18 protein-coding genes are annotated in these 21027 nt (G+C 65.0%); 8 read left to right on the top strand and 10 right to left on the bottom strand.

Annotated features, from left to right (window positions below; all coding sequences use genetic code 11):
* Window positions 1-17 precede the first annotated feature (17 nt).
* From LPA37_RS19880 to tssA, 8 genes are all read left to right on the top strand, one after another.
* On the top strand, window positions 18-1292 hold the full coding sequence (locus tag LPA37_RS19880) for a dicarboxylate/amino acid:cation symporter (protein ID WP_228974154.1): 1275 nt from the start codon (window positions 18-20) through the stop codon (window positions 1290-1292).
* A gap of 9 nt (window positions 1293-1301) precedes the next feature.
* Entirely contained in the window at window positions 1302-2000 is a 699-nt protein-coding gene (gene cuyB / locus LPA37_RS19875; RefSeq protein ID WP_229013439.1) for a cysteate racemase, read from the top strand.
* Complete coding sequence (locus LPA37_RS19870) at window positions 2000-3424, top strand: dicarboxylate/amino acid:cation symporter (RefSeq protein ID WP_229013438.1); 1425 nt, start codon at window positions 2000-2002, stop codon at window positions 3422-3424. Before cuyB ends, LPA37_RS19870 begins: the two co-directional genes overlap by 1 nt.
* A gap of 76 nt (window positions 3425-3500) precedes the next feature.
* Complete coding sequence (locus LPA37_RS19865) at window positions 3501-3992, top strand: hypothetical protein (protein WP_228973713.1); 492 nt, start codon at window positions 3501-3503, stop codon at window positions 3990-3992.
* 114 nt (window positions 3993-4106) lie between these two features.
* Complete coding sequence (gene tssK, locus LPA37_RS19860; RefSeq protein ID WP_229013437.1) at window positions 4107-5435, top strand: type VI secretion system baseplate subunit TssK; 1329 nt, start codon at window positions 4107-4109, stop codon at window positions 5433-5435.
* Between the two features lie 104 nt (window positions 5436-5539).
* Window positions 5540-6292: a DotU family type IV/VI secretion system protein gene (locus LPA37_RS19855; RefSeq protein ID WP_228973719.1), complete on the top strand. Its 753-nt coding sequence runs from the start codon at window positions 5540-5542 to the stop codon at window positions 6290-6292.
* Between the two features lie 43 nt (window positions 6293-6335).
* Window positions 6336-10544, top strand: coding sequence for a type VI secretion system protein (locus tag LPA37_RS19850; RefSeq protein WP_229013436.1), 4209 nt, complete (start codon window positions 6336-6338; stop codon window positions 10542-10544).
* The gene (gene tssA / locus LPA37_RS19845) at window positions 10541-11671 is read left to right on the top strand and encodes a type VI secretion system protein TssA (protein WP_229013435.1); all 1131 of its coding nucleotides are present in this window, start codon (window positions 10541-10543) and stop codon (window positions 11669-11671) included. Before LPA37_RS19850 ends, tssA begins: the two co-directional genes overlap by 4 nt.
* Before the next feature lie 106 nt (window positions 11672-11777).
* On the opposite strand, the gene LPA37_RS19840 is transcribed toward tssA, so the two are convergent.
* From LPA37_RS19840 to LPA37_RS19800, 10 genes are all read right to left on the bottom strand, one after another.
* On the bottom strand, window positions 11778-12416 hold the full coding sequence (locus LPA37_RS19840; protein WP_229013434.1) for a hypothetical protein: 639 nt from the start codon (window positions 12414-12416) through the stop codon (window positions 11778-11780).
* An 829-nt stretch (window positions 12417-13245) separates the two neighbouring features.
* Window positions 13246-14394 (bottom strand): DUF1501 domain-containing protein, encoded by a 1149-nt coding sequence (locus LPA37_RS19835; protein WP_229013433.1) that lies wholly within the window; start codon window positions 14392-14394, stop codon window positions 13246-13248.
* 5 nt (window positions 14395-14399) lie between these two features.
* A complete protein-coding gene (locus LPA37_RS19830) occupies window positions 14400-15818 on the bottom strand; it encodes a DUF1800 domain-containing protein (protein WP_229013432.1) in 1419 nt (472 codons plus the stop codon).
* 74 nt (window positions 15819-15892) lie between these two features.
* Entirely contained in the window at window positions 15893-16390 is a 498-nt protein-coding gene (locus tag LPA37_RS19825) for a periplasmic heavy metal sensor (RefSeq protein WP_229013431.1), read from the bottom strand.
* On the bottom strand, window positions 16387-16806 hold the full coding sequence (locus tag LPA37_RS19820) for a hypothetical protein (RefSeq protein WP_229013430.1): 420 nt from the start codon (window positions 16804-16806) through the stop codon (window positions 16387-16389). The genes LPA37_RS19825 and LPA37_RS19820 overlap by 4 nt, the downstream gene beginning before the upstream one ends.
* The gene (locus LPA37_RS19815) at window positions 16803-17522 is read right to left on the bottom strand and encodes an RNA polymerase sigma factor (protein ID WP_267478185.1); all 720 of its coding nucleotides are present in this window, start codon (window positions 17520-17522) and stop codon (window positions 16803-16805) included. Before LPA37_RS19815 ends, LPA37_RS19820 begins: the two co-directional genes overlap by 4 nt.
* 24 nt (window positions 17523-17546) lie before the next feature.
* Window positions 17547-17651 carry a lipoprotein gene (locus LPA37_RS27840; RefSeq protein ID WP_324251895.1) on the bottom strand — a complete coding sequence of 35 codons (105 nt, stop codon included), beginning with the start codon at window positions 17649-17651 and terminating at the stop codon, window positions 17547-17549.
* 361 nt (window positions 17652-18012) lie between these two features.
* On the bottom strand, window positions 18013-18876 hold the full coding sequence (locus LPA37_RS19810) for an amidohydrolase family protein (RefSeq protein ID WP_229013428.1): 864 nt from the start codon (window positions 18874-18876) through the stop codon (window positions 18013-18015).
* A gap of 8 nt (window positions 18877-18884) precedes the next feature.
* On the bottom strand, window positions 18885-19943 hold the full coding sequence (locus LPA37_RS19805; protein ID WP_229013427.1) for a hydroxyacid dehydrogenase: 1059 nt from the start codon (window positions 19941-19943) through the stop codon (window positions 18885-18887).
* A complete protein-coding gene (locus LPA37_RS19800) occupies window positions 19940-21025 on the bottom strand; it encodes a LacI family DNA-binding transcriptional regulator (protein ID WP_229013426.1) in 1086 nt (361 codons plus the stop codon). The genes LPA37_RS19805 and LPA37_RS19800 overlap by 4 nt, the downstream gene beginning before the upstream one ends.
* Window positions 21026-21027 lie beyond the last annotated feature (2 nt).

Genomic DNA, 21027 nt, shown 5'->3' with positions numbered 1-21027 from the left:
GGATCCGGCACATGACAATTAATTCCAGCAAGATCTACGCTCTGGTGCTCAACCCGTGGGTCGTGATCGGCAGCCTCGTGCTCGGTGGCACGACGGGTCTGCTCTTTCCCGCCGAATCGCAGCACCTCGTCGTGCTGAGCGACATCTACGTCGACCTGCTGAAGATGACCACGCTGCCGTTCATGATCTCGGCGGTCATCTTCAGTCTGCAGCGGCTGTTCCGCGATGGCGGCGCTTCGCGGCTGCTGTTGCGCGTGGTGACGGTATTCGCGGGTGCATCGGTGATCGTCGCGGTGGTCGGCGCGATCGTGCTGCTGTTGCTCAATCCGGGCGCGAACCTGTCGAGCAGCACCATGCATACGTTCGGCATGATGGTGGGCGGCGATTCAACGTCCAGCGATACGGTGATGAGCCTGTACGGCACCGACATTCCGCCGAAGTCGCTCAGCTTCGCGGATGTGCTGACGAGCCTTGTGCCGACCAACATTTTCGCCGCGCTCGCCAATGGCGACGCACTCAAGGCGCTGGTGTTCGCGCTGCTGTTCGGCCTCGCGGTGGGCCGCGTGCCGGAGCGCATTTCCGTTGGCCTGAGCCAGTCGCTGGAGACGATCTATCACGCCTGCCAGAAACTGATGCACTGGTTGAGCTATCCGCTGCCGCTGATCCTCTTCTGCATGAGCGCGGCGCAACTCGGCAAGTCGGGCGTCGGGCCGCTGCACGCGATGCTGCAGTTCGTCATCGCGTTCTTCCTGGTGGCGGTGCTGCTGCTGGTATTCGCGGTCGTCGTGATCTGGAAGCGTTCGAATCAGGGCCTGGGCGCGACGCTCGACGCGCTGCGCGCGCCGTTCGCGCTCGCGCTCGCCACGCGCAATAGCGCGGCCTGCATGCCGAGCATGATCGAAACGCTCGTCGACGGGCTCGGCTTCGCGCGCTCGCGGGTCGAGCTGCTGGTGCCGCTCGCCGTGTCGCTGCTGCGGGTCGGCCCGATGGTGTACTACGTGTGCGCGACACTCTTCATCGCCCAGCTTTACGGCCACACGCTCGGCGTGGTCGAGGTTTGCACGGTACTGCTCGCCTCGGTGCTGGCAGGGTTTGCGTCGGCGGGCATGACGGGTCTCGTGACCGTCTCACTGGTCGGCATGACCTGCGCGTATCTGCAGTTGCCGTTCGAGGCGGCGTTCATCCTCTTTCTCGCGGTCGATCCGGTCTGCGACATGTTGCGCACGCTGATCCTCGTGATCGGCAATGCGGCGGCCGTGTCGATGATCTGCCCGCGCCCGCTGAAGATCTAGGAGCGCGCCATGACAATGATCGGAGTGCTCGGCGGCATGGGCCCGCTTGCAACGGTGGACTTCATGGAGAAGGTGATCAACCTCACCCGCGCCGAAAGCGACCAGCAGCATTTGCCCATGATGGTGGCGAATCTGCCGCAGATTCCGGATCGCTCGCGCTCGATCCTGAGCGGCGACGAAGCGCCTTTGCCGTATCTGCTGAAGGGCATCGATCTGCTCAACCGTAACGAAGTCGGCCTGATCGCGATCCCGTGCAATTCCTCGCATCACTGGTACGCGCAGATGTGCGCGCGCAGTGCGGCCCCGGTGCTGCATATCGCCGAGACCTGCGTGGCCGCGGTCCCCGCCGGCGTGTCGCGCACGGCGGTGCTGGCGACGCGCGGCGCACTGGCGTCGGGGTTCTATCAGCGCTCGCTCGCGGCGCGCGACATCGAACCCGTCGTACCCGACGACGCGACACAGCACACGCTCGACACCTGCATTCGCGACATCAAGGCAGGGCGGCTTGCCGAAGGATCCGCTGCGCTCGCCGAGGTGCTCGCCACGCTGGCCGATGGCGGCGTGCAGGCGGCGATCATGGGCTGCACCGAAATTCCGGTGGCGGCGCGGCAGATCGGCGCGACGGCGTTCCCGCTGATCGACAGCACGCTGGAACTTGCCCGCGCGACGATGATGTATGCCACCACGCGCGGCTGGAACAGGTTCTGATGAACGCGCTGAAAAAGCTCTCCAACAGCGCGCCGGGACTCCTGCTATGCCTCGTCGCGGGCGGCGTCACGGGCGCGGTTTCCGAAGCGCCCTCGACGTTCGCATGGGTCGTCGGTCAGCTTTATCTTGCCGTGGTGAACATGGCGGCGGTTCCGCTGCTGGTGGTCGCCACTTTTTTCGGGCTGCGCCAGGTGCTCGCGCTGCCGCGCCCGGCTGTGCGCGTCGGCACGATCCTCGCGGTCGCGGTGGTGCTGGTCGCGTTGTCCGCGGCCGGCGGCACGATGCTGGGGTTACTCGCCACACCGGGTGCGCAGCTTTCGCACGAAGCGCGCAGTCAGCTCGGCACCCTGGTGCTCAACAGCACGGGCAGCGGCGGCGAGGTGCCGATGAGGCTGTTCGCCGGCACGATCGCCGACGCACTGCCGTCACGGATCGGCTTCGGGCTGAACGACATCGTGCCGGACAACTTCTACCGCGTGCTCGCGCAAGGCCACACGCTTGGCATCCTGACCGGCACGATCATGTTCGGCATGGCGTTCGCGGCGCTCTCGCGCGAACAGTCGGGCATGCTGACCAACGTGTTCGAGGGCATCTACCGTGCGCTCGAACACGTCATCGAATACGCGAACCTGCTGATCCCCGTGCTCGCGTTCGGCACGGCCGCGCATCTGACGATGCACACGCAGCGCGCGACCGTTTTCGCCATGGGCAGCTTCCTGCTCGACTTCATCGGGCTCGCGCTCCTGCTTTGCGTGGTGGCGATCGCGGTCATGGCCAGGATCGCGCGTCTGCCGTTCCTGAGCGTGCTGGCCAATCTGAAAGCGCCGCTGCTGGTCGGACTGACCTCGGGCAGCGCCACTGCGCCGATCCCGCACACGATCGAGGCGATGAGCGTGCGGCTCGGCTTCTCGCGCGGCGTGGTGGAACTCGTCGTGCCGCTCGGCTCGGTGTTCGTGCGGGCGGGTTCCGCGCTGTATTTCGCGCTGGCGACCGTGTTCGTCGCGAACCTTTACAACCGGCCGATCGGCCCGTCCGACATCGTGCTCATCGCGGTCGGCTCGACCGTCGCGGCGATTCTGTCGTCGGGGCAGAACGGGCTCGGCACCGTCGGCTATGCGGCGGTCGTGCTGTCCGCGCTGCAATTGCCGGTCGAAGCGGCCGGCGCGCTGTTTATCGCGATCGATCTGATCTGCGACGGCCCGCGCAACGTGCTGAGCCTCGTTTCGACCTGCGCGGTGGCCGCGCTGGTGTCGGCGGGCTTGCCGTCCGAGCGGGTCGTGCCAGCGGATTTGATGCCGCTCGATCCGCACGGCGCCGTACTGAAGTTTTCGTTTTCGCGCGCGCAGCTGGCGCTGGCCACGGGCTGCGCGTTGATGGCCGCGTCGCTCATCGTGCTGATGGGCATCGGCGTGGGGGCGAGATGAGATCAGATCGCACAGCCGTGGAATACGCATGGTTTAAAAACGCCGCCACGCAGGCCGGCGGATGGGGAGATTTTCGATGAAGGGTTTGTACACGTGGCGCACGACGGCCGCCTGCCTGCTCGCGCTGTTCGCTGCCTGCGCGCTTGCCGGCTGCGCGGCGCCGTCGTTCCTGAGCTTCAAGGGCGACAAGGTGAAGTGGAAACAGGTAACGCTGATCGCCAGCGACGACGTCAACGGCAACAGCCCGGTCGCGGTCGACGTGGTCCTCGTGACCGACGATGCGCTCGTCGACCGGCTCACCGCGCTGCCCGCGTCGAAGTGGTTCGACGGCCGCGCGGACCTGGCGGCGTCGTTCCCGAAGGGGCTGCGTTATCAAAGCTGGGAACTGGTGCCGGGTCAACGTCTGGAGGTGTCCGGCGACACGTTCGATGGCACGCGCGTAGCCGGCGCCTTCGTCTTCGCGGATTACCCACAGGCCGGTGCCCATCGCGTGCGGATCCAGCAGTTCAGCGGCACGCTCGTCGTGCAGCTGGACAGCACGGCTTTTTCTGTCTCGGACACAAAGTGAACATGTTGCGATGTCTTTCCCTCGCTGCCTTTTGCACGGCCACATCCGGCCGGCCCTGCGGCGAATCGCCCGTGTCGCGTCAAACCCATCGGGCCTTGCCCAGGACGATTTCCCATGCATGAAGCGATGAACGTCGTAGATCGCGTCGAGTGGCATGAAGGGCTGCTGCTCGCGCCACAGCATTTCCAGTTGATGTCGGCGCGCTTCGATTCGCTGGTCGCGTGGCAGACGCTCGCGGCTTCGCCTTTTAGCTGGGGCGTGCGCCGGCTCGTACTCGACAACGGACTGCTGCCGACCGGTCTTGTACGCGTGCTCGAACTCGAAGCCATCATGCCGGACGGCACCGCGGTCGCCTACGCCGCCGAGGCGAACGGGCACGGCCGGCTCGAACTCTCGCTGGCGCCGCTTGCGGAGCGCATCGCCGAAGGTCCGCTCGATCTGTATCTCGCGCTGCCGGTGGCCGGCACGATGCGCCGCGACGCGCAGGTCAGGCGCTTTCGCTCGTCGCGCGGCGCGCCCGTCGAAGACGAAGTGTCCGACGCACCGCCCGCCGATATCCCGCGACAACTGCCGAATCTGTCGCTGGTCGCGGGCGAACGGCCTTCGGCGCTTCATGTGTCGATGTGCATCGGTTCTGTCTACAAGGATAACGAGGTCGTGAGGCTCGGCGAGCGTCTGCCGCCGCTGCTCGAAGTGAGCCGCGACAACCCGTTGTGGACCGGCGTCGCCGCGCTCCTTGGCCAGTTGCGCGGCAAGGCGGCGTTCGTCGCGCGGCAGATGACGATTCCTTCGTCGAAGGCCGACGACCGGTTGACCCAGCTGGAGCTGAAAGAGCGGCTGCGCTGTCTGCTGAGCGATCTGCCGTTCGTGGAAGCCGTGCTGCGCACGCCACATCTGCATCCGCTGACGCTGTATCTCGCGCTGACTTCGCTGCTCGGCTCGTTGAGCATGCTGCGGCCGGGCGGCCTGGCGCCCGGGCCGCAAGACTACGATCATGCCGATCCGCAGGCGGTTTTCACGCCGCTGCTGCGCGCGTTGCGCGAGTCGGTCTCTGAAGTGAGCGAGAAATATCGCGAGCACAAATTCCTGTTCAGCCACGGCGCGTTCGAAATCGGCCTGCAGACGGAATGGATCGGCGAGCGTCTTGTGATCGGTCTGCGCGGTCAGTCCGATCGCGATCTGCTGGCGTGGATGGCAGGCGCGGTGATCGGCTCGCAGCCGGTTTATGCGTCGCTGCGCAGCCGGCGTGTGCTGGGCGCGGCGCGGCGCGGCGTCGAGCATGCGGACGATCTGGGGGTGCGCTCTGGAACCGGCTATCTGCTGTTCGAGATCGCAGTCGACCCCGCGCTGATTTGCGGCGATGAGCTGCTGGTGATCGGTAATCCGAACGAGGGCGCGAACGCGCAGCGACCGCAGGAAATGCTGCTGTTCGTGAAGGGTTGATCCCGGTCGCGGCCGTCGTTCGCCGCCGTGGTTCACCGGCAACCCGCAGCCAGGTCGAAGTTAAAACACGGGCAATAAACAGGTAACAGGAAGGTCACACACGCATGGCACGCTACCGACCCGACAATCAGGAAGACGATCTCATCGCCGGCCAGTTCCGCGCGTTTATCGGCGAACTGATGAACGTGCAGACACGTCTTGCCGACGCGCACGATACGGACCCCGAGGCCGCCGCCCAGGGGCTGCACCGGCATCTGCTGAATCTGCTGGAAATCCAGACGCTGCAGTCGCGGCGCGACAGCACGCGCTTCGAAATGGAGAACGTCGCGGACGCACGCTATCTGAAGGCCGTGCTCGCCGACGAAATCCTCTTGAACACACCGTGGACGGGGCGCTCGCACTGGGGTGCGTATCTGCTCGAATCGACGCTCTTTCGCACCAACGTGGCGGGCGATCTCGTGTTCACGCGCATCGAGCAGCTGCTCTCGGATCGCGAGCCGTCACGCCGCAACATCGCGCGGCTTTATCTGTTCGCCCTCGCGCTCGGTTTTCACGGCAGGTTTCGCGGCATGGAGACCGACCCGCGCCTGCGCGGCTTTCGTGAGGAGCTGTACGAATTCGTCTATCAGCGCAGGCCGGATCTCGGCGGCCGCGATCGCGTGCTGGTCGACGAGGCTTATTCGAACACGCTGTCGCATATCGCGCCGCGCAAGCTGCCGACGGTCACGCGCTGGACCGTCATCTTCCTGCTCACCGCCGTGTCGCTGCTGGCGATCTCGGAGGTGCTGTGGCTGTGGCAATCGTGGCCGGTGCGCGAAGCACTGCATGCCGATACGCTGGTCGGAGGCGCACCGTGATCGTGATGCGCACCTGTGACGCAAGGCATGCCGGAGGCCGGCGATGCTGACGAGCAATCTCTTCCTGTTGTCGATCGGCGTTTTGACGCTGGTCGTCTGCATCGTGCTGGGTGCGGTGCTTTACTTCGCCGCGCATGGCGCACGAACCAAGCCGGAGGGCGAGCGCAAGATCGTGCGCCTGCGATCGGATTCGCTGCGCACGGCGTTCCGTCAGGCAGTCGAACTGATCGAGGGCAATATCGCGTCGCGCGCCGAGCGCTACAACGTGCCGTGGATCATGGTGCTCAACGAAGACGACGAGCGGCAGCCGTTGCCGATCGCGCAATCCGGCGTGGCGAATGCGCTAGGTTCCGATGCGGCCAACGCGGCATCGACGCAGGGCATCGCGTGGAACTTCTTCGATCGCGGCGTGGTGATCGACATCAAGGCCGCGTGGCTGGGATCGCCCGACGACGACGGCGACGAAAAACCGTGGGACGAGTTCCTCGGTCTTTGTCGCAACTATCGTCCGCAACGGCCGTTCGACAGCGTCGTCGTGACCGTGCCGGCGGATATGCTGCTGGCCGGCGATACCGATGCGCAGCTCGAACTGGTGCGGCGCGCGAAGCTCGCGCACCGGCGGCTGTGGCTCGCGCAAAACCGCTTTGCGGTCCGCTTCGCGGTGTACGTCGTGGTGACCGGCTGTGAAGCGTTGCCCGGTTTCGCGGCGTTCGCGCGGGCGCTGCCCGAGTCGATGCGCTCCAGCATGCTCGGCTGGTCGTCGCCATACGATCTGTCCACCACGTATCAGCCGGACTGGATCGACACCGCGATGGCCTGCATGACGGGTGCGGTATCGGATGCGACCGCCGAACTGTTCGCGCTCGCACCGGGCGATCAGGACGCACGCCAGTTTCTGATGCTGCCGTCGCGCATCGAAGGCTTGCGCGCGCAGCTGCAACGGTATGTGGAAGAGCTGCTGCGCCCGAGCGCGTATCACGAGCCGTTCTTCTTTCGCGGTATCTATCTCACCGGTGACAGCAGCGAAATCGCGCAGGGCGGGGCCACGGTTCCGGGTGGGGCAGCCGGTGTCGTCGAAGGTCCCGGCGCTGGCCTCGTGCCTTATGGCGACGACAGCGGCGCACAGGATCCGCAGAGCCGCGATGCCGTGGTTCTGTACGGCGAGCGCGCCGATCACGCCGAACCGCGATTCAGGGCAGACGGCGAGCGGGACGCGGCGGGCGACATCCTCGATGAGCTGATGCTTCAGCCGGCGTTTCTGCGCGACCTGTTCGAAAAGAAGATCTTCGCTGAATATGGGCTCACCCGGCCGTCGCGTTCGCAGCATCTGTCGCGTCCGATGGTGCATCGGGCCTTGCGCTGGGGCGGTATCGTGCTGCTCGGCGGCTGGGGTATCGGGCTGATCGCGGCGACCTGGCAGTTGAACCACCGTAACGCGGAACTGGTGACGGCACTGGACGAGCTGCACACTGTCGGGCAGCAGCGCGCGATGGCCGCGCAGCACGCGCAGGACCTGTCGCCCGACTGGTACCGGCGCGAAGCGCTCTCGCTGATCGCGATGAACCAGCGGCTCGCGGCCGAGACGTCGTCGTCCTTCTTCATGCCAGGTTCGTGGAGCATGTTCGACGATCTCGACCGGCGCGTTCGGGATCGCTTCGAGCATGCGTTCGGCGACGTCGCCGTCACGGCGATCCAGCGTGAACTGCTGGCGCGCGTCAGCCAGCTCACGGGCGTCGGTCGCGACCCGTCCACCGGACAGCTGATTACCGGGGACGACTGCGCCGCGCCGGACGGCATGGACGCCGTTCAGCGACCGGCAGGCAGTCTTTCCGTCGACGACCTGCCCGACTTGCGGGCCATGCAGCGATACGTCGGCTCGCTCGATCAGCTCGACGCGGCATTGCGGGCGCTGCAAAGGCTGCAACGTCCCGACCCGCGCAATGCCGATGCGCTGCGGCTCGTCGTGCGCTATACGCTCGGCGCGGAACTGCAGGGCAACGTGTCGGGCAGCCTGCCGTTCTTCTATCGCGATTCCGATGGCGGCCGGGCCTACGCGGGCGACGCCGCCACCTCAGCCGGTGTCGGGCTGGCGATCCTGCAACCGCCGTTGCGCTGCACGTTCGAGAAGGGCATGCAACGACTCGACGACCGGCTCTTCAAGAACAATGCGCTGCTCGTCGCGGAGCGCGCGGTGACGGACCATCTTGGCAATCTGTCGCTCGCCGATACGGCTGGCGGCGATTTTGGCCAGATCACGGCGGATTACCGTTCCATCGTCGCGGGGATCAATGCGCAGCAGGATCTGCTCGCCTCCGGCAAGGGCGCATGGATGCGGCGCGAGCAGTTCTCGCCGGGTCCGGTCTACGAGCGCACGTTCGCGCAGGCCGCGCAGAACCGCCTGATCGGCGCCGATATCGTCGCGCAGGATCGCGAGCGCTCGGCGACAGCGTTCCAGGTGTTCAGAAGCGAGCTGGCGCAGCGCTTCGGCGGACCGGATAGCGGGGTGGTGTGGCTCGACAAGGACGGCCGTTACGCGCTCGCACCTGGTCGCGTTGCACTTCGCGACGGTTTGACGGCACTCCTGAACCAGCCGTTCATGGCCGCACCGCGCGATCTCGCGTTGCCGCTCCTGCCTGATGGTTCGATGATCGTGTGGGACCGGGCGCAACTCGACAAGGCGTTGACGCTCGGCGACATGCGCAAGCGTTTCCTCGCTGAAGGGCTCACCGGTTTGCCGGCATCGGCACAGCCTGCGATCGGGCAGGCGCTCGATACGCAGTTCGCGCGTCTCGCGACCGACGCCATCGCTGCCGCGGCGACCGTTACGTCCGTGCAAGGCGATCCGGACAGCGCGAGTTTCGACGCGGCCAATGCGCGGCTCGTCAAGATCAAGGCGATGCTGGCCGAGATGGGCGCGAACGCGCGCATCGAGGATCTGGACACACTCGTCTCGCACGACGCGCTCGCGCATCTGCGCGCAGTCGACGATGCGTTGACGCAATCCGAACTCTACGCAACGCGGCCAGCGGTGTACGACAGCGTGCGGCCGGCGCATTCGCTGGTGCTTGCCGCTTTCGGCGTGCCCGATGTAGCGGGACTCGCGCCGTACCTCGCGCAGCAGTCGGCACGCGCGCTGGCGCTCGGTCATGAAGCATCGCTGTATCTGGCCGCGCTCGACGCAACCGATCTCGCGACGCCGCTTGCCCAGCGCTGGCAGGCCATCAATCGCGATCTGGAGCGTTACCAGCTGAAAAATCCCAACAGCAGCCTGCTGGGTCTCGAGCAGTTCGTGCAGACGGTGGCGGCGGACCCAGGCGCCGGGGGTTGCATGGAGAAGTTCGTCGCGCGCCCTTCCGCGAGCGGCGGCGACGACTACTTCGCGCAGCGGCATGCGCAGCTCTACGACAAACTGCTGACGACCTGCAGCCGGGGCTACACGTTCGACCTGCGGCAACAATGGGGCGATTTTTCGACGGCGTTCAACCAGACCGTCGCCGGGCGGCAACCGTTCGGCGGCGCGATACCCGCCCGCGCGGACGGCTCCGCCAGTGCCGACTTCGGCGAACTCGGCGGCGTGCTGAAACGCTATCAGCGGATCTCGACGACGTTCGCCGAAGCGCGCGGTACGACAGGCGCGCGGAGCAACGTGGCGGGCGTGCCGGTGCGTCAGTTCGTCGACAACTTCAACCAGGTGAAGACGTTGCTCGCGCCGCTCTATCCGTCGGACAGCGGAGCGCCGACCGGCTATGACGTCGGTGTCGAGTTCCGGGCGAGCCGCGACGGCGAAATTGCCGGCAACCAGGTGATCGACTGGACGGTGACGTTCGGCGCTCAAAGCGTGTCGTTGCGCGATGCGCCGCATCCGCTGCATTGGGACTACGGCACGCCGGTGGTGCTGACGCTGCGCTTCGCCAAGGACTCGCCGCTGATCGCGCTCAACGATGCGAAGCAGCACGCGCTGTCGACCGATGGCCGCACGCTGACGTGGCAGTTCGACGACCCGTGGGCACTGATCACGGCGATCGCACGCCAGCGCGTGGCGGATTCGAGCCTGCGCGCGGACGCCGCATCGCAGTTGCTGCAGCTTGAATTTCCGCTTGGCACGGCCAGTCCCACCGATGCGCCGATGCTGCCGAAAGCTTCGCGGGGACGCGTTTTTCTGCGCCTCACGCTGATGCCCGCCGGTCGCAAGACGCCACTGCCGTGGCCGCGCAGTTTTCCGACAAGAGCGCCCGAATGGAGTGCCCTATGAACGCGATTCCCACGATGGACCTGGATGAGACCTCGCCGGTCGAACTCGATGCGCTGCTGGAACCGTTGCCCGGTGATGACCCTGGCGGCGTCGCCTTGCGCTACGACCCGTTGTATCAGTCGATCCGCACGGCGCGCGAGGAAGACGACCACACACTGCCGATGGGCGACTGGGAACGGCCGCTCGTCAAGGCCGACTGGAAGCGCGTCGCGTTGCTGTGCAGCGACGCGCTGCAGCACCGCAGCAAGGACTTTCAACTGGCCGCGTGGCTGTGCGAAGCGTGGACGTACGTGCATGGCATCGACGGCTTTCTCGCCGGCACGCGGTTGCTGGCGGCGTTCGCGCAGCACTATTGGGACAGCGCGCATCCGCGTATCGAGGATGGCGATACGGAGCCGCGCTGCGCGCCGTTCGCATGGGCAAACGAGGTGTTTCCCCAGGTGCTGACATTGCATGTGCCGTTGCTCGTGATCGACGCGAACGAGCCTGAGACGATCAGTCTCGATCGCTGGGAGCGTAGCGCGATTGCATCCGCGTCCGCGGAGGACGATGAGGGCGCCGCCGTTCTCACGCGTGATCTGATCGTCAGTGCAGCGGCGCAGCGGCCGGCGCGCGCGGCGCTGATCCATATGTACCGGCAACTGGACGAGGCGAGCGGGCAGTGGGCCGCGCTGGTGGCACAGGTCGATGTGCTGCTCGGTGACGAAGCGCCGAGCCTTGGGCGGGTGTCGACGGCGCTTGAACGCCTGCGGCGTGCGGTGACCGTTTTGCTTGGACCGCAGGGGGTGCAAGGTATGCACGAGTCAGATGATGCGCCGGCATCGCAGGTTGCCACTGCCTTAGTGCCGTTATCCGGTGCAGACGTACCTGTTGCCGTGCCGGGTTCGCCGGTTGCGAGTGCAAGGACGGCTACTGCTGGTACAACGATCGCAAGCCGCGATCACGCTTACCAGATGCTGGCGACGATCGCCGACTATCTGGCCCAGCAGGAACCGCATAGCCCGACGCCTTATCTGCTCAGACGTGCCGTGGTGTGGGGGCGCATGCCGCTCCCGGAACTGATGCGCGAAGTCGCGCGCGAAGAGGGCGGGCTTGCGCGCTACCTGTCGATGCTCGGACTCGATTAACGGAGAATGCGGGCAACCCCTGCAATGAAAACAGCGTGAACTTCTCTCCGAGGTACGTGCTGCTTCCCGTTGGCAGAGAACAGCCAAAATCGCTGACACCACTCACTTACTCGTAGTTGGCCTTGACCTGGTCCGCCTTTGTGAAAGATGTTTTGTTTAAGGACAAAAGACTTTCGGGATCGATAGGATCTTGTAGCTGCTTGATCACTGAAGCAGCATCTTTCTTGAATTTGTCCCAGGTGGTACTGACAGATCCGCCGTCGTAAAGGCAATAATCACCGCAGTTCTCGTGGCCAGTAGCATTCCAGCCCTGATCCTGCTCCAGCTTCAGGAAAGACTTTGTCGTGTCACTCTTGGTCGTATTGACAGAGTCACGAAGCTCTTCTGACCATTTCGTGCATGCCTTCATCAAGCATTGCAGCTCCAGCACTTTTCCGTCAAAAATGTCCAGACGCCGTTCAGCCTGAGCAATCTTCAAGGCCACGTCGACCTTGGCCGTACATCGCCCACCAAGCTTTTCCGCCTTGTCTTGCATGGATGGCCAACTCGAAAGCGCCGCATTCAGTTCACTGATAGCGTGTTCCACCTTGAAGCGATAGCGATCCATATCCGCTACAGAGACTTCCTTAAGCGCGAACTTCACGTACTCTGGATTCTTGGGAACCCCATTCGGATCGCACTTCAGATGCCGTTCGTGCAACCAGGTGCGGGTTTTTGCCTCCACCCCACTCACGATCGTAGACACTATTGTGCCGAATACAGGAATTGGAATCAGGCTAAGCGACGCACGACCCACCGCTAAAACCGCCCCTGACGCCTTCGACGCGAAAGAACCTGACGAATTCACGGCACTGCGGATCCCATGAAACCGGGCCGAGTGACCAATCCTCGCAGCGACACTCTTGTTGTCGACTCTGTACCTTGCATAATCCCAAATGTTACGTATGTGCATTTCACATCCTCCAGTTTTTTAGTAACGTTAAACTCGCCGGCCTGTAAAGGAAGTTCTTATAACGAGCGATTTCGTTAAGCAGCCGGTAAGCATGTGCACGGTCCGCAGTCTGACCCGCCTCCTCTTGAACCATTGCACCAGCAAGCGTCACTGCATCCTCCAGCAGGGTTTAACCAACACATCGCCATCCTCGATATGCATCGCAACCGGCGGTTCGTTCTCGACGATCAGGAGCGGGCCAGACAGCACGGAATCGAAAGTGTCTGACGAAGATTGCGCCGTGAAGGCAGCACAGGAAGAGTGAACCGGTCGGTGTGTGAGCGTGTTGCCTGCACGGCCGGCAACGCTTAACCGTCGATAACGACATTAGTGACATTGATCCACTGTGCAACGTACGCCGGGTCTTGTTAGCCTGACGCCGGGTTTCTGTGCGATGGCGCGGGCGACACCGGTCAGCCGGCGCCGGATTGCATTCCTCGCGACGATATTCTGGTCGACCGGCGCTGGCTATACCTGAAAGCAGGTATTTTCAGGGGCGCTAGTGCAAATAGCAGATTCGCACCAGGTTTGCTTTGCTTGACAGGAGCTGCGGCGCCCGACGTCGAAGGGGCCGCGAGAGGATTCAGGCGCGCACGAGACCGGTTAGCGGCCGCATGCTTCCCGCCAGTCCGAACAGCGCCGTCGCGGCGCGATGCGGATCGATGCCGAGGCTTTCGCCAGCGGCACCGGCGATCAACGCGTCGAGTTGCGTCGTGGGTTTGAGGTCGCGCGATTCGTAGAGATCCGATGTTCCGAGGCCCGGCCAGTCAGCGAGCACGCGTGCGCCATGCACCGCCCCGCCTATGAGCATCGCCACCGATCCCGTGCCGTGATCCGTGCCGCCCGTGCCGTTGGCCGCGGCGGTTCTGCCGAACTCGGTGGCGACGAGCACCGTCGTCTTGTTCCACTGCGGGCCCATGCCGTCACGCAACGCAGCCAGCATCGTGTCGAGTGCCTTCAACTGGTTCGCGAGGCGCGGGTTCTGCGCGCTGTGCGTATCCCAGCCGCCTGTCTCGATCATGGCGATACGCGGACCGTCGTCGCGAGACAGAAAACCGGCTGCGAGACTGCCGAGGCTCGCCGGGTCCTGACGCGCGCTGGCATCGCCCGCGAGGCCGCGTGTGGTCATTGCCGCCTTCCATAGCGGTCGCAACTGCGCGTCCTGATCGTAGAGCTGCGAGACGCGCGTGAGCAGATCGTCGGGCGCCTGCGGCAACACCGATGGCGCGTACGACGTCACCTGCGCGGTGCCGCGCAACGCCATCGGCACGGTAGGCGCAAACGCGATCGCATTTTCGCGCGTGGCGGGCATCAGCGTGACAAGCCGGTTGAGCCAGCCGTCTTTCGTCTGGTATGGCGACGTGCTGCCTGTCTCCAGCACGTTCTGACCGTCGAAGTGCGAACGGTCGCGATACGGAGAAGCCACCGCGTGTACGAAGAGCGCCTGACCGTCCGCGTACATCTTCGCGGTCTGTGCGAGCGATGGATGCAGCGCGAACGTGCCGTCGAGTTTCGTCGCGGAAGACGGATCGATGGCGAGCGCGCCGCGCAGATTCGCGTAGGCGGGATCGGCATACGGCACGACGATGTTCAGGCCGTCGGCGGCGCCGCGCTGGATCACGAAAACAAAACGGCGATCGGTCTCCACACTCGCGAACGCAATCTGCGACGACGCAAGCATGGCGCCCGCGCCTGCTGCGGCGAAGCTCAAAAACCTGCGGCGGGTCAGCATGGCGTTTATCTCCGTTGAAAGTCCGGTGAAACCAGCAGCAGCGCAATCGCAGTCGACGCGCTTTCCGCATGCGCGACAGCCGTTGCGGTCGATGGACTCAGCGAGCCCATCAACAGCGTCTGCCCAAGGGCACGTGCATCGAGCCGGTCGCCGACACGTGCCGCGAAGCGCTGGGCGACTTCGACACGTCGCACCAGCGCGTCGGGCGCGGCCCAGCTCGCGGCGATATCGTCGTAGCCCGCCGGCGAGCCCGGCCGCCAGACCGGCTGGCCGAGTTGCGTCAGAAGCGGCGCGCCTTGCAGCTTGCCAACGTCCTGCCAGCCGAGACCGCGCATCGACGAGATCGTCCATTCCCACGGTGTCTTGAACTTGACGGCAACCGGCGACCACGCATCGGGCGTTTCGATCAGCGCGCGATAGACCGTCGGCAGATCGCCATCGCTTCGCATGAATGCATCCGCCAGCCGCGCGCTCGCAGCCGGCGGCGGATTGTCCGCCACGAAATGACGCGCGAGTTTGCCGCCGATGTGCTGCGCGGTAGCAGGTGCGGTAGCGAGATCGTGCAGGATCGCGAGCGCCTGCTCTTCGCCGGGTTGATCGTAGCGGCGCCCCATGATCGTTCGCGTGCCCGGTTCGTGCAGCGCCGTGCGAAACACGAACGTACCGGGCGCCGCGTTGTCCGGCTGCGGTCCCTGATAGCCGGCGAGACTCCAGCCGGTCAGCGCGCGGGAGAATTCCGTCACGTCGTCCTGTGTATAGCCGCTGCGCACGCCGAGCGTATGCAGTTCCATGATTTCGCGCGCGAGGTTTTCATTCAGCCCGCGCCTGCTCCCCGGGTTGCGTTGCGCGGCGCGCATGGCCGCCATGCTGTCCGGCCCGACCGAGCGCGTCTGGTCGAGAAACAGCTGCATCGCCGGATGACGCTCGACGGCCACGAGCATGTCTTCGAAGCGGCCGAGCACGTGCGGGCGGATCGCTTCCGCTTCGAACGCACCGGCGAGCGCGGCGACCCCCGGCTTCTCGCTGGAGACGGCAAAGTGATTCGACCAGAAGTGAACCATCCGCTCGATGAACGGCGTCTGCGTGGTGAGCGCGCTGTCGATGCGCGCGTTCACCGCCGCGCGATAGACGTCACGAATCTCCGTGCGCATCGCCTTGCGCGCTTCCAGCTTTGCCGCGGCATCGCTGGCGCTTTGCGGGCTCTGCGGGTTCTGCTGCAGCTGCCGACGTTGTTGAGCGAGGTCGGCGGCAAGCGCCACCGATCCTGGCTGGCTCGACCATGCGGCTGGCCGCGGCTGATACTGGTCGAACTGCGTGAGCAGCCACGCCTTCGGACTGGCTGGCGGCGTATCGTCCGCGCGCGCGCCGAGGCCGAAGCGGTTGAGCGCGATCGTCGCTGCGTTCACGGTCGGCGAACTGGTCATGCTGTCCCCATCGGGCGATGAATAACGGTTAAACGACGGAGGGGGGAAATCCGTCGCGTGTCCTGTAAGAAAAGTTACCCGCCTGACTGCGAAGCCGGGTGCGCCGGCGGTTGAGGCTCGCGCCACTGGCCGCGCAACTTCAGGCTCTCTGCAAACTGCACGCGTTCCTCTGGCGTGAGCGTCGCCGCGAAATCGGCGACGCTGCTTTCAACCTGCGCGCGCAGTGTGGTGTCGGCCGTGCGCGTGCGGGCCAGCGCGGCGTCGAGCGCGGCACGGTCGAGTTGCGGCGCGGCGAGCAGGCGTAGTACCTCGCGACGCCCCTCCCGGCCCTCGCGCGCGTATTGCCGGCCTTCGCGACGCGCGCTCCTCAGGCCGTCGATAAACGCCTGCTGGCGCTCTGGCGAAAGCGTTTCGGCGGCGAAGCGCAGCGCGCGTTGCTGGGCCACGGCGGCTGCGGTCGTCGAACCGTGCGTCGCGAACCACTGATATGTGCCGCCGGCAATCGCCCCAACAAGAAACACGTTGAGCACGAGCGAGCCCACCAGGATGAATTTCCATGACCGGCCGTTCATTCGCCACTCCAGTCAGCGGATGATCCGCCGAAACCTGTCGTCAGCCACGACAGTTCGTGCACCGGCGGCGGCTCGCCCGTCACCAGAAAAAACGACACCGCGAACGCTCCGGCAAGCCCACCAGCGAGCCCGACGCCCGCGATAGCCGCACTCGACCACCACATCAGACGGCGCGGCGGCACCGGACGCCGCACCGGCGCGCTCGCGACGACGCGCGCCTGTAACGCGTAATCGGGCGGTGCGATGGTGTCGCTGTCGAGCCAGGCGTCGATACCGGCCGATGCGGCCAGCACGGCGTTGGCTTCGTCGCGATGCAGCGCGGCCCAGGTCGTCGCTGCTTCGCGCTCCTGCTCCGGCCAGCGACGCGGATCGGCGCCGTAAGCAGCGACGATGGTGTGAAATCTTTCAGGTGTCATGGTGTGTCCTTGCCGGGATCGTTCCCGGCCAGCAGAGTGCGCAGGTTACGACGGGCGCGCGCGAGCAGGCTTTCGAGCGCATCGACCGTGATGCCCATGAGGGCTGCCGCTTCAATGTTCGACAGTTCCTGGTAGTAGTTCAGAACAAGCGCCTCGCGCTGCCGCGCGGGCAGTTGCGCAAGCGCCGCGCGAACGCGTTCGTCGCGCGCGTGGGCTTCGAGCCGCGCGTCGGGCAATGCGGCCGGATCGACCGGGTCGGGCAGATCGTCGGCCATCGGGTCTTCACGATGGCGGCGCAGACGGTCGTAGCACAGGTTCAGCACCACCCGATGCAGCCACGTGTCGAACCGGGCCTCGCCGGTTTTCCAGCGCGGCGCCTGCTTCCAGATGCGCACGAACGCTTCCTGCGCGACGTCTTCTGCTTCCATACGGTCTCGCAGCATGCGCGTGGCGAGCGACAGCAGCCGCGGCAACTTGTGCGCGACGAGCGTGCGGACAGCGGCCGGATCCTGTTTTCCGACCCGCGCCACCAGTTCCGCATCGGGATCCTGCCCGCTCAAGGCGTGCGATCCCGCAGCGTGCGCTTCGTCCACTGCCGCAACAACGACGGCTGTTCGCGCGCCGCGTGGGCGGAGCAAATCGCGATTCGAACGCTTTTCAAATGTCGTGGCTCCCTCAGTCAACCTGCTCCGGCGTTGGGTTGCTGCCCGTCGCATCGGCGGCACGCAGCGGCCTGGCCGTCAATATACGACGATCGCGGGACGGTAATACGCAGGACGCGCCGGCACGACGACGCAGCCGGCAAGCAGCGTGGCAAGAAGGAGAGCCGCGAGAATGCGTTTCATGTGATTTTTCCGTGCGTTCAGGCGGAGCGCGTGGGCTCCTGTTCTGCTTGAACGCACCTGCTGGGAAAATCCGTCGCTGGATGGGGGCGAAAAAAGGCAGGGGGTGAAGCTCACCCGAAACTGCCTTGTGCCTCGCTTCTGAATGGCAAAAGCCTGTGTCGTACCCAGCGGATCACGTGATCCGGAACGGCCTGCCATTCGGGGCGTTCAGGAAGTCGCTGGCGTAATAGCGATGTTCCCGCTTGACACCATTGACCCACACGTAAAGATTGACGATCGTCCACTGCAGGTTCAGCCCTCCGTGCGCGAGTATGGTCGAGAGAATGCCTTAAATATCAGGCATTTCAATGCGACCAACCACTCACGAGAAACTGGCAATACCCTGATCCCGGGCCAACGACGCGGAGAAACCGTAGACCGCTTCAGGATTACCCACAAGAATTTTTTCCACCGTACTTTCATCACCGGCACAGCGGACAAGCCAGTCCAGCAGCAGTGCGTCATCGGGACGTGGCTGCGCGCCAGGATGCGGCCAGTTGCTTCCCCACAGGCAGCGCTCGGGGTAGCGCGCAGCCAGCGTGCGCGCGAGCAGCGCCACGTCTTCGTAGTCCGGTGCGCCAGGGCGGGACGTTTCATAAGGGGCGGACAGCTTGACCCAGCATTGTCCGCGATCGAGCAGGCGGCACAGCGAGCCGAACGCTTCGCTGTCCGGGCGCACCGGCTCGATGAACTTGCCCGTATGGTCGATGACCAGCTTGCAGGGCAAGTCCATCAGTTCGGACTCGTGACCCGGCAGGCCGCGCCCATCGAGCTGGAGATCGATATGCCAGCCGAGTGGGGCGATGCGGGCAGCGTCGGCCTTGAGATTGCTCCATGAGGTGAGACCGCCGGCCAGCATCATGTAACGCAGACCGCGAATGCCCGCCTCGTGCAGACGGGCAATCTCATCGTCACAGTGCTGCGGCGGCAGCATCGCTATGCCGCGTGCGTTAGCACCGAACTTTTCCAGTGCCGACAGCGTGCAGCTGTTGTCGAAGCCATAGCCGGTGGGTTGCACCACGACGACACGTGTCAGGCCCAACGCCTTTTGCATTCGCAGGTATGCGCTTACGGGCGCGGGCGGCGGAAGAAACGTCGCGCTGGACGCAAGCGGATAGCCGTCTTCATAGATATGAATGTGGCAATCACATGCGCCCGGGTACACCGTAGCCAAAGTCGAATCCATACCCGGTGTCAGTTGCGGTCCGGTACGGAAAACGGAGCGTTCGCGATCCCACCGTTGTCTGTACCCGTCGACCCGCCATGCGCGAATCTGCTCAGGCGGCTCGCATGAGGAGCATTGACGGCGCCTTCCGGAATTTCTCCGCGGAATATCGCCTCGACCTGCGACACGGTCTGGAGCGCCTGGTGTTCGATAGCCTCCGGCGTGAGACCGCCGATATGAGGGGTCGCGATAACCTTGGGATGCCGTGCGAGTAGCAGCGACGGCATCTGGTCCGGCTCGCTGCCGACGTCGAGCGCGCAGCCAGCCAGATGGCCGGAATCCAGCGCACAGCGCAGCGCAGCTTCATCGACCAGTTCGCCGCGCGCGGCATTGATGAAGTACGTCCCGGGTTTCATCGAGGCGAACGTCCGGACATTCATCAGGTGGGCGGTTTCGGCCGTTGCGGGCGCGAGGCAGACGACGAAATCGGACATGCCCAGCAGCGCGGGCAGCGTGACCTGCTCCAGCGTGTGCCGCTCGACATCAGCGTACGGATCGGCGACGACGACACGCATGCCCAATGCGCACGCTACGTCGCAGAGATAGCGCGATATCTGGCCGTATCCGATGACCCCGAGGGTTGCACCGCGCAACTGCCGTCCCATGGCAGGCTCCGCGGGCACGCCGCGATGGTATGCCGCCGCGTAGGTATCGATGCCGCGCGCCATCGCGACCATCACGCCGATCACCCATTCCGATACCGACGGCACGAACCCGGCGCTTGCCTGGGTGACGAGCACGCCGTGCTCGCAGGCGGCGTCGACATCGATGGTGCGGATGTCGACCGCGCACCGGACGAGTGCGGCCAGCCCCGGTAGCGCGGTGAATAAAGCCCGCGGCGCCGGCGTCTGGCGATAGGCGATGATGACGTCGCAATCGCGCGCCGCGATCGCCAGTTCATCGGTGGTGAGTTCCCGATGCCCGGCGTTCAGTTTCACCCGGGCCCGCGCGCGCAATTCAGCAAGCGCCTTGTCGCCGAAGTAACGCTCCAGCATGTTTCGGGGGTGAGTAACAAAAACCGTATTCATGTGCTGGTCTTCCGCTTTCTTGCATGGGTAGACGCGGTCTGTGCGGGGGGCGCCGCGACGGATTCGCGTTCGACGAGCAACGTCGTGTTGAAAACCAGATCGTCTGCATCCGCGTCGGGCGGGCAGGGGCCGGTCATGGCCCGCTCGACCATCGCGCGAGCCATTTCGGTCACGGGCAGTTGTACCGTCGTCAATCCGGGATTGGAAATCGCGGACAGAAAGAGGCCATCCATTCCCACGACCGAGATGTCCGAGGGCACGTTCAGCCCTGTCTCGCGCAGGCCGGACATCAACCCCAGCGCCATCAGGTCGTTGACCGCCACGATTCCCGTTGGGCGGCGCGCATCCTTGACGATTTGCAGCGCAAGATCGTGTCCCGCTTCGCCGATGACGGAATCGCCGTATTCGTTCGACGGCCCCCCTTCGATGACACGCGCGTGTTCGCGCAAGCCGGCTTCGCTCGCCGCTGCGTAGAAACCGTCGATCTTGTCGCTGCGGCTCACGGTCATGCCCGCGACCGTCGCGAACGCGAGCTGCGTATGGCCATGCGCGATCAGGTGACGGGTGGCGATCCGCGCTGCCTCGAAGTTATCCGGCGCGACGTGGTTGACTTTCGAGTGTTCGCCCGGTGTCGCGCGCCGGTCGTAGCTGACGACAACCATGCCGCGCTGCACGGCCTGCGTAAGGTGGCTCTCGTCGGCAAGCGAAGAGATCACGATCACGCGCCGTACACCATGGGCGAGAAGATCCTCGAAAAAAGACGCTTCCTTTTCCTTGTCCCGATAGGTGTTCCCGATCAACACCCGGTGTCCGTACTTCTCCTGCGCGAAGGTCTCGACCTCGCGGGCGATGTAGCCGTACATCGGGTTGGCGATGGACGGCACCAGCAGGCCAAGCAGTGGTGTCTGACCGGTTTTCAGCTGACGCGCGAGCGTACTGGGCCGGTATTTCAGCGCGACGATCGCTTCCTCCACGCGTGCGAGCGTCTCCTGACGCATCTTTTCCGTGCGGCCGTTCAGTACATTCGACACGGTGCTCGCCGAGACGGCGGCATGTCGGGCGACGTCTTGTATCGTGCTCACGA

Origin of the sequence: Paraburkholderia gardini (assembly GCF_907164545.1) — a bacterium.
Classification (GTDB): domain Bacteria; phylum Pseudomonadota; class Gammaproteobacteria; order Burkholderiales; family Burkholderiaceae; genus Paraburkholderia; species Paraburkholderia gardini.
This window is presented reverse-complemented; position numbering and strand designations above follow the sequence as displayed.

Bases quoted from the DNA above. Each gene is read 5' to 3' on its own strand.
- LPA37_RS19870 (WP_229013438.1), top strand. From the start codon at position 2,000: ATGAACGCGCTGAAAAAGCTCTCCAACAGCGCGCCGGGACTCCTGCTA.
- tssK (WP_229013437.1), top strand. From the start codon at position 4,107: ATGCATGAAGCGATGAACGTCGTAGATCGCGTCGAGTGGCATGAAGGG.
- LPA37_RS19865 (WP_228973713.1), top strand. From the start codon at position 3,501: ATGAAGGGTTTGTACACGTGGCGCACGACGGCCGCCTGCCTGCTCGCG.
- tssA (WP_229013435.1), top strand. From the start codon at position 10,541: ATGAACGCGATTCCCACGATGGACCTGGATGAGACCTCGCCGGTCGAA.
- LPA37_RS19850 (WP_229013436.1), top strand. From the start codon at position 6,336: ATGCTGACGAGCAATCTCTTCCTGTTGTCGATCGGCGTTTTGACGCTG.
- LPA37_RS19810 (WP_229013428.1), bottom strand. From the start codon at position 18,876: ATGGATTCGACTTTGGCTACGGTGTACCCGGGCGCATGTGATTGCCAC.
- LPA37_RS19855 (WP_228973719.1), top strand. From the start codon at position 5,540: ATGGCACGCTACCGACCCGACAATCAGGAAGACGATCTCATCGCCGGC.
- LPA37_RS19815 (WP_267478185.1), bottom strand. From the start codon at position 17,522: ATGCGACGGGCAGCAACCCAACGCCGGAGCAGGTTGACTGAGGGAGCC.
- LPA37_RS27840 (WP_324251895.1), bottom strand. From the start codon at position 17,651: ATGAAACGCATTCTCGCGGCTCTCCTTCTTGCCACGCTGCTTGCCGGC.
- cuyB (WP_229013439.1), top strand. From the start codon at position 1,302: ATGACAATGATCGGAGTGCTCGGCGGCATGGGCCCGCTTGCAACGGTG.
- LPA37_RS19835 (WP_229013433.1), bottom strand. From the start codon at position 14,394: ATGCTGACCCGCCGCAGGTTTTTGAGCTTCGCCGCAGCAGGCGCGGGC.
- LPA37_RS19830 (WP_229013432.1), bottom strand. From the start codon at position 15,818: ATGACCAGTTCGCCGACCGTGAACGCAGCGACGATCGCGCTCAACCGC.
- LPA37_RS19820 (WP_229013430.1), bottom strand. From the start codon at position 16,806: ATGACACCTGAAAGATTTCACACCATCGTCGCTGCTTACGGCGCCGAT.
- LPA37_RS19825 (WP_229013431.1), bottom strand. From the start codon at position 16,390: ATGAACGGCCGGTCATGGAAATTCATCCTGGTGGGCTCGCTCGTGCTC.
- LPA37_RS19805 (WP_229013427.1), bottom strand. From the start codon at position 19,943: ATGAATACGGTTTTTGTTACTCACCCCCGAAACATGCTGGAGCGTTAC.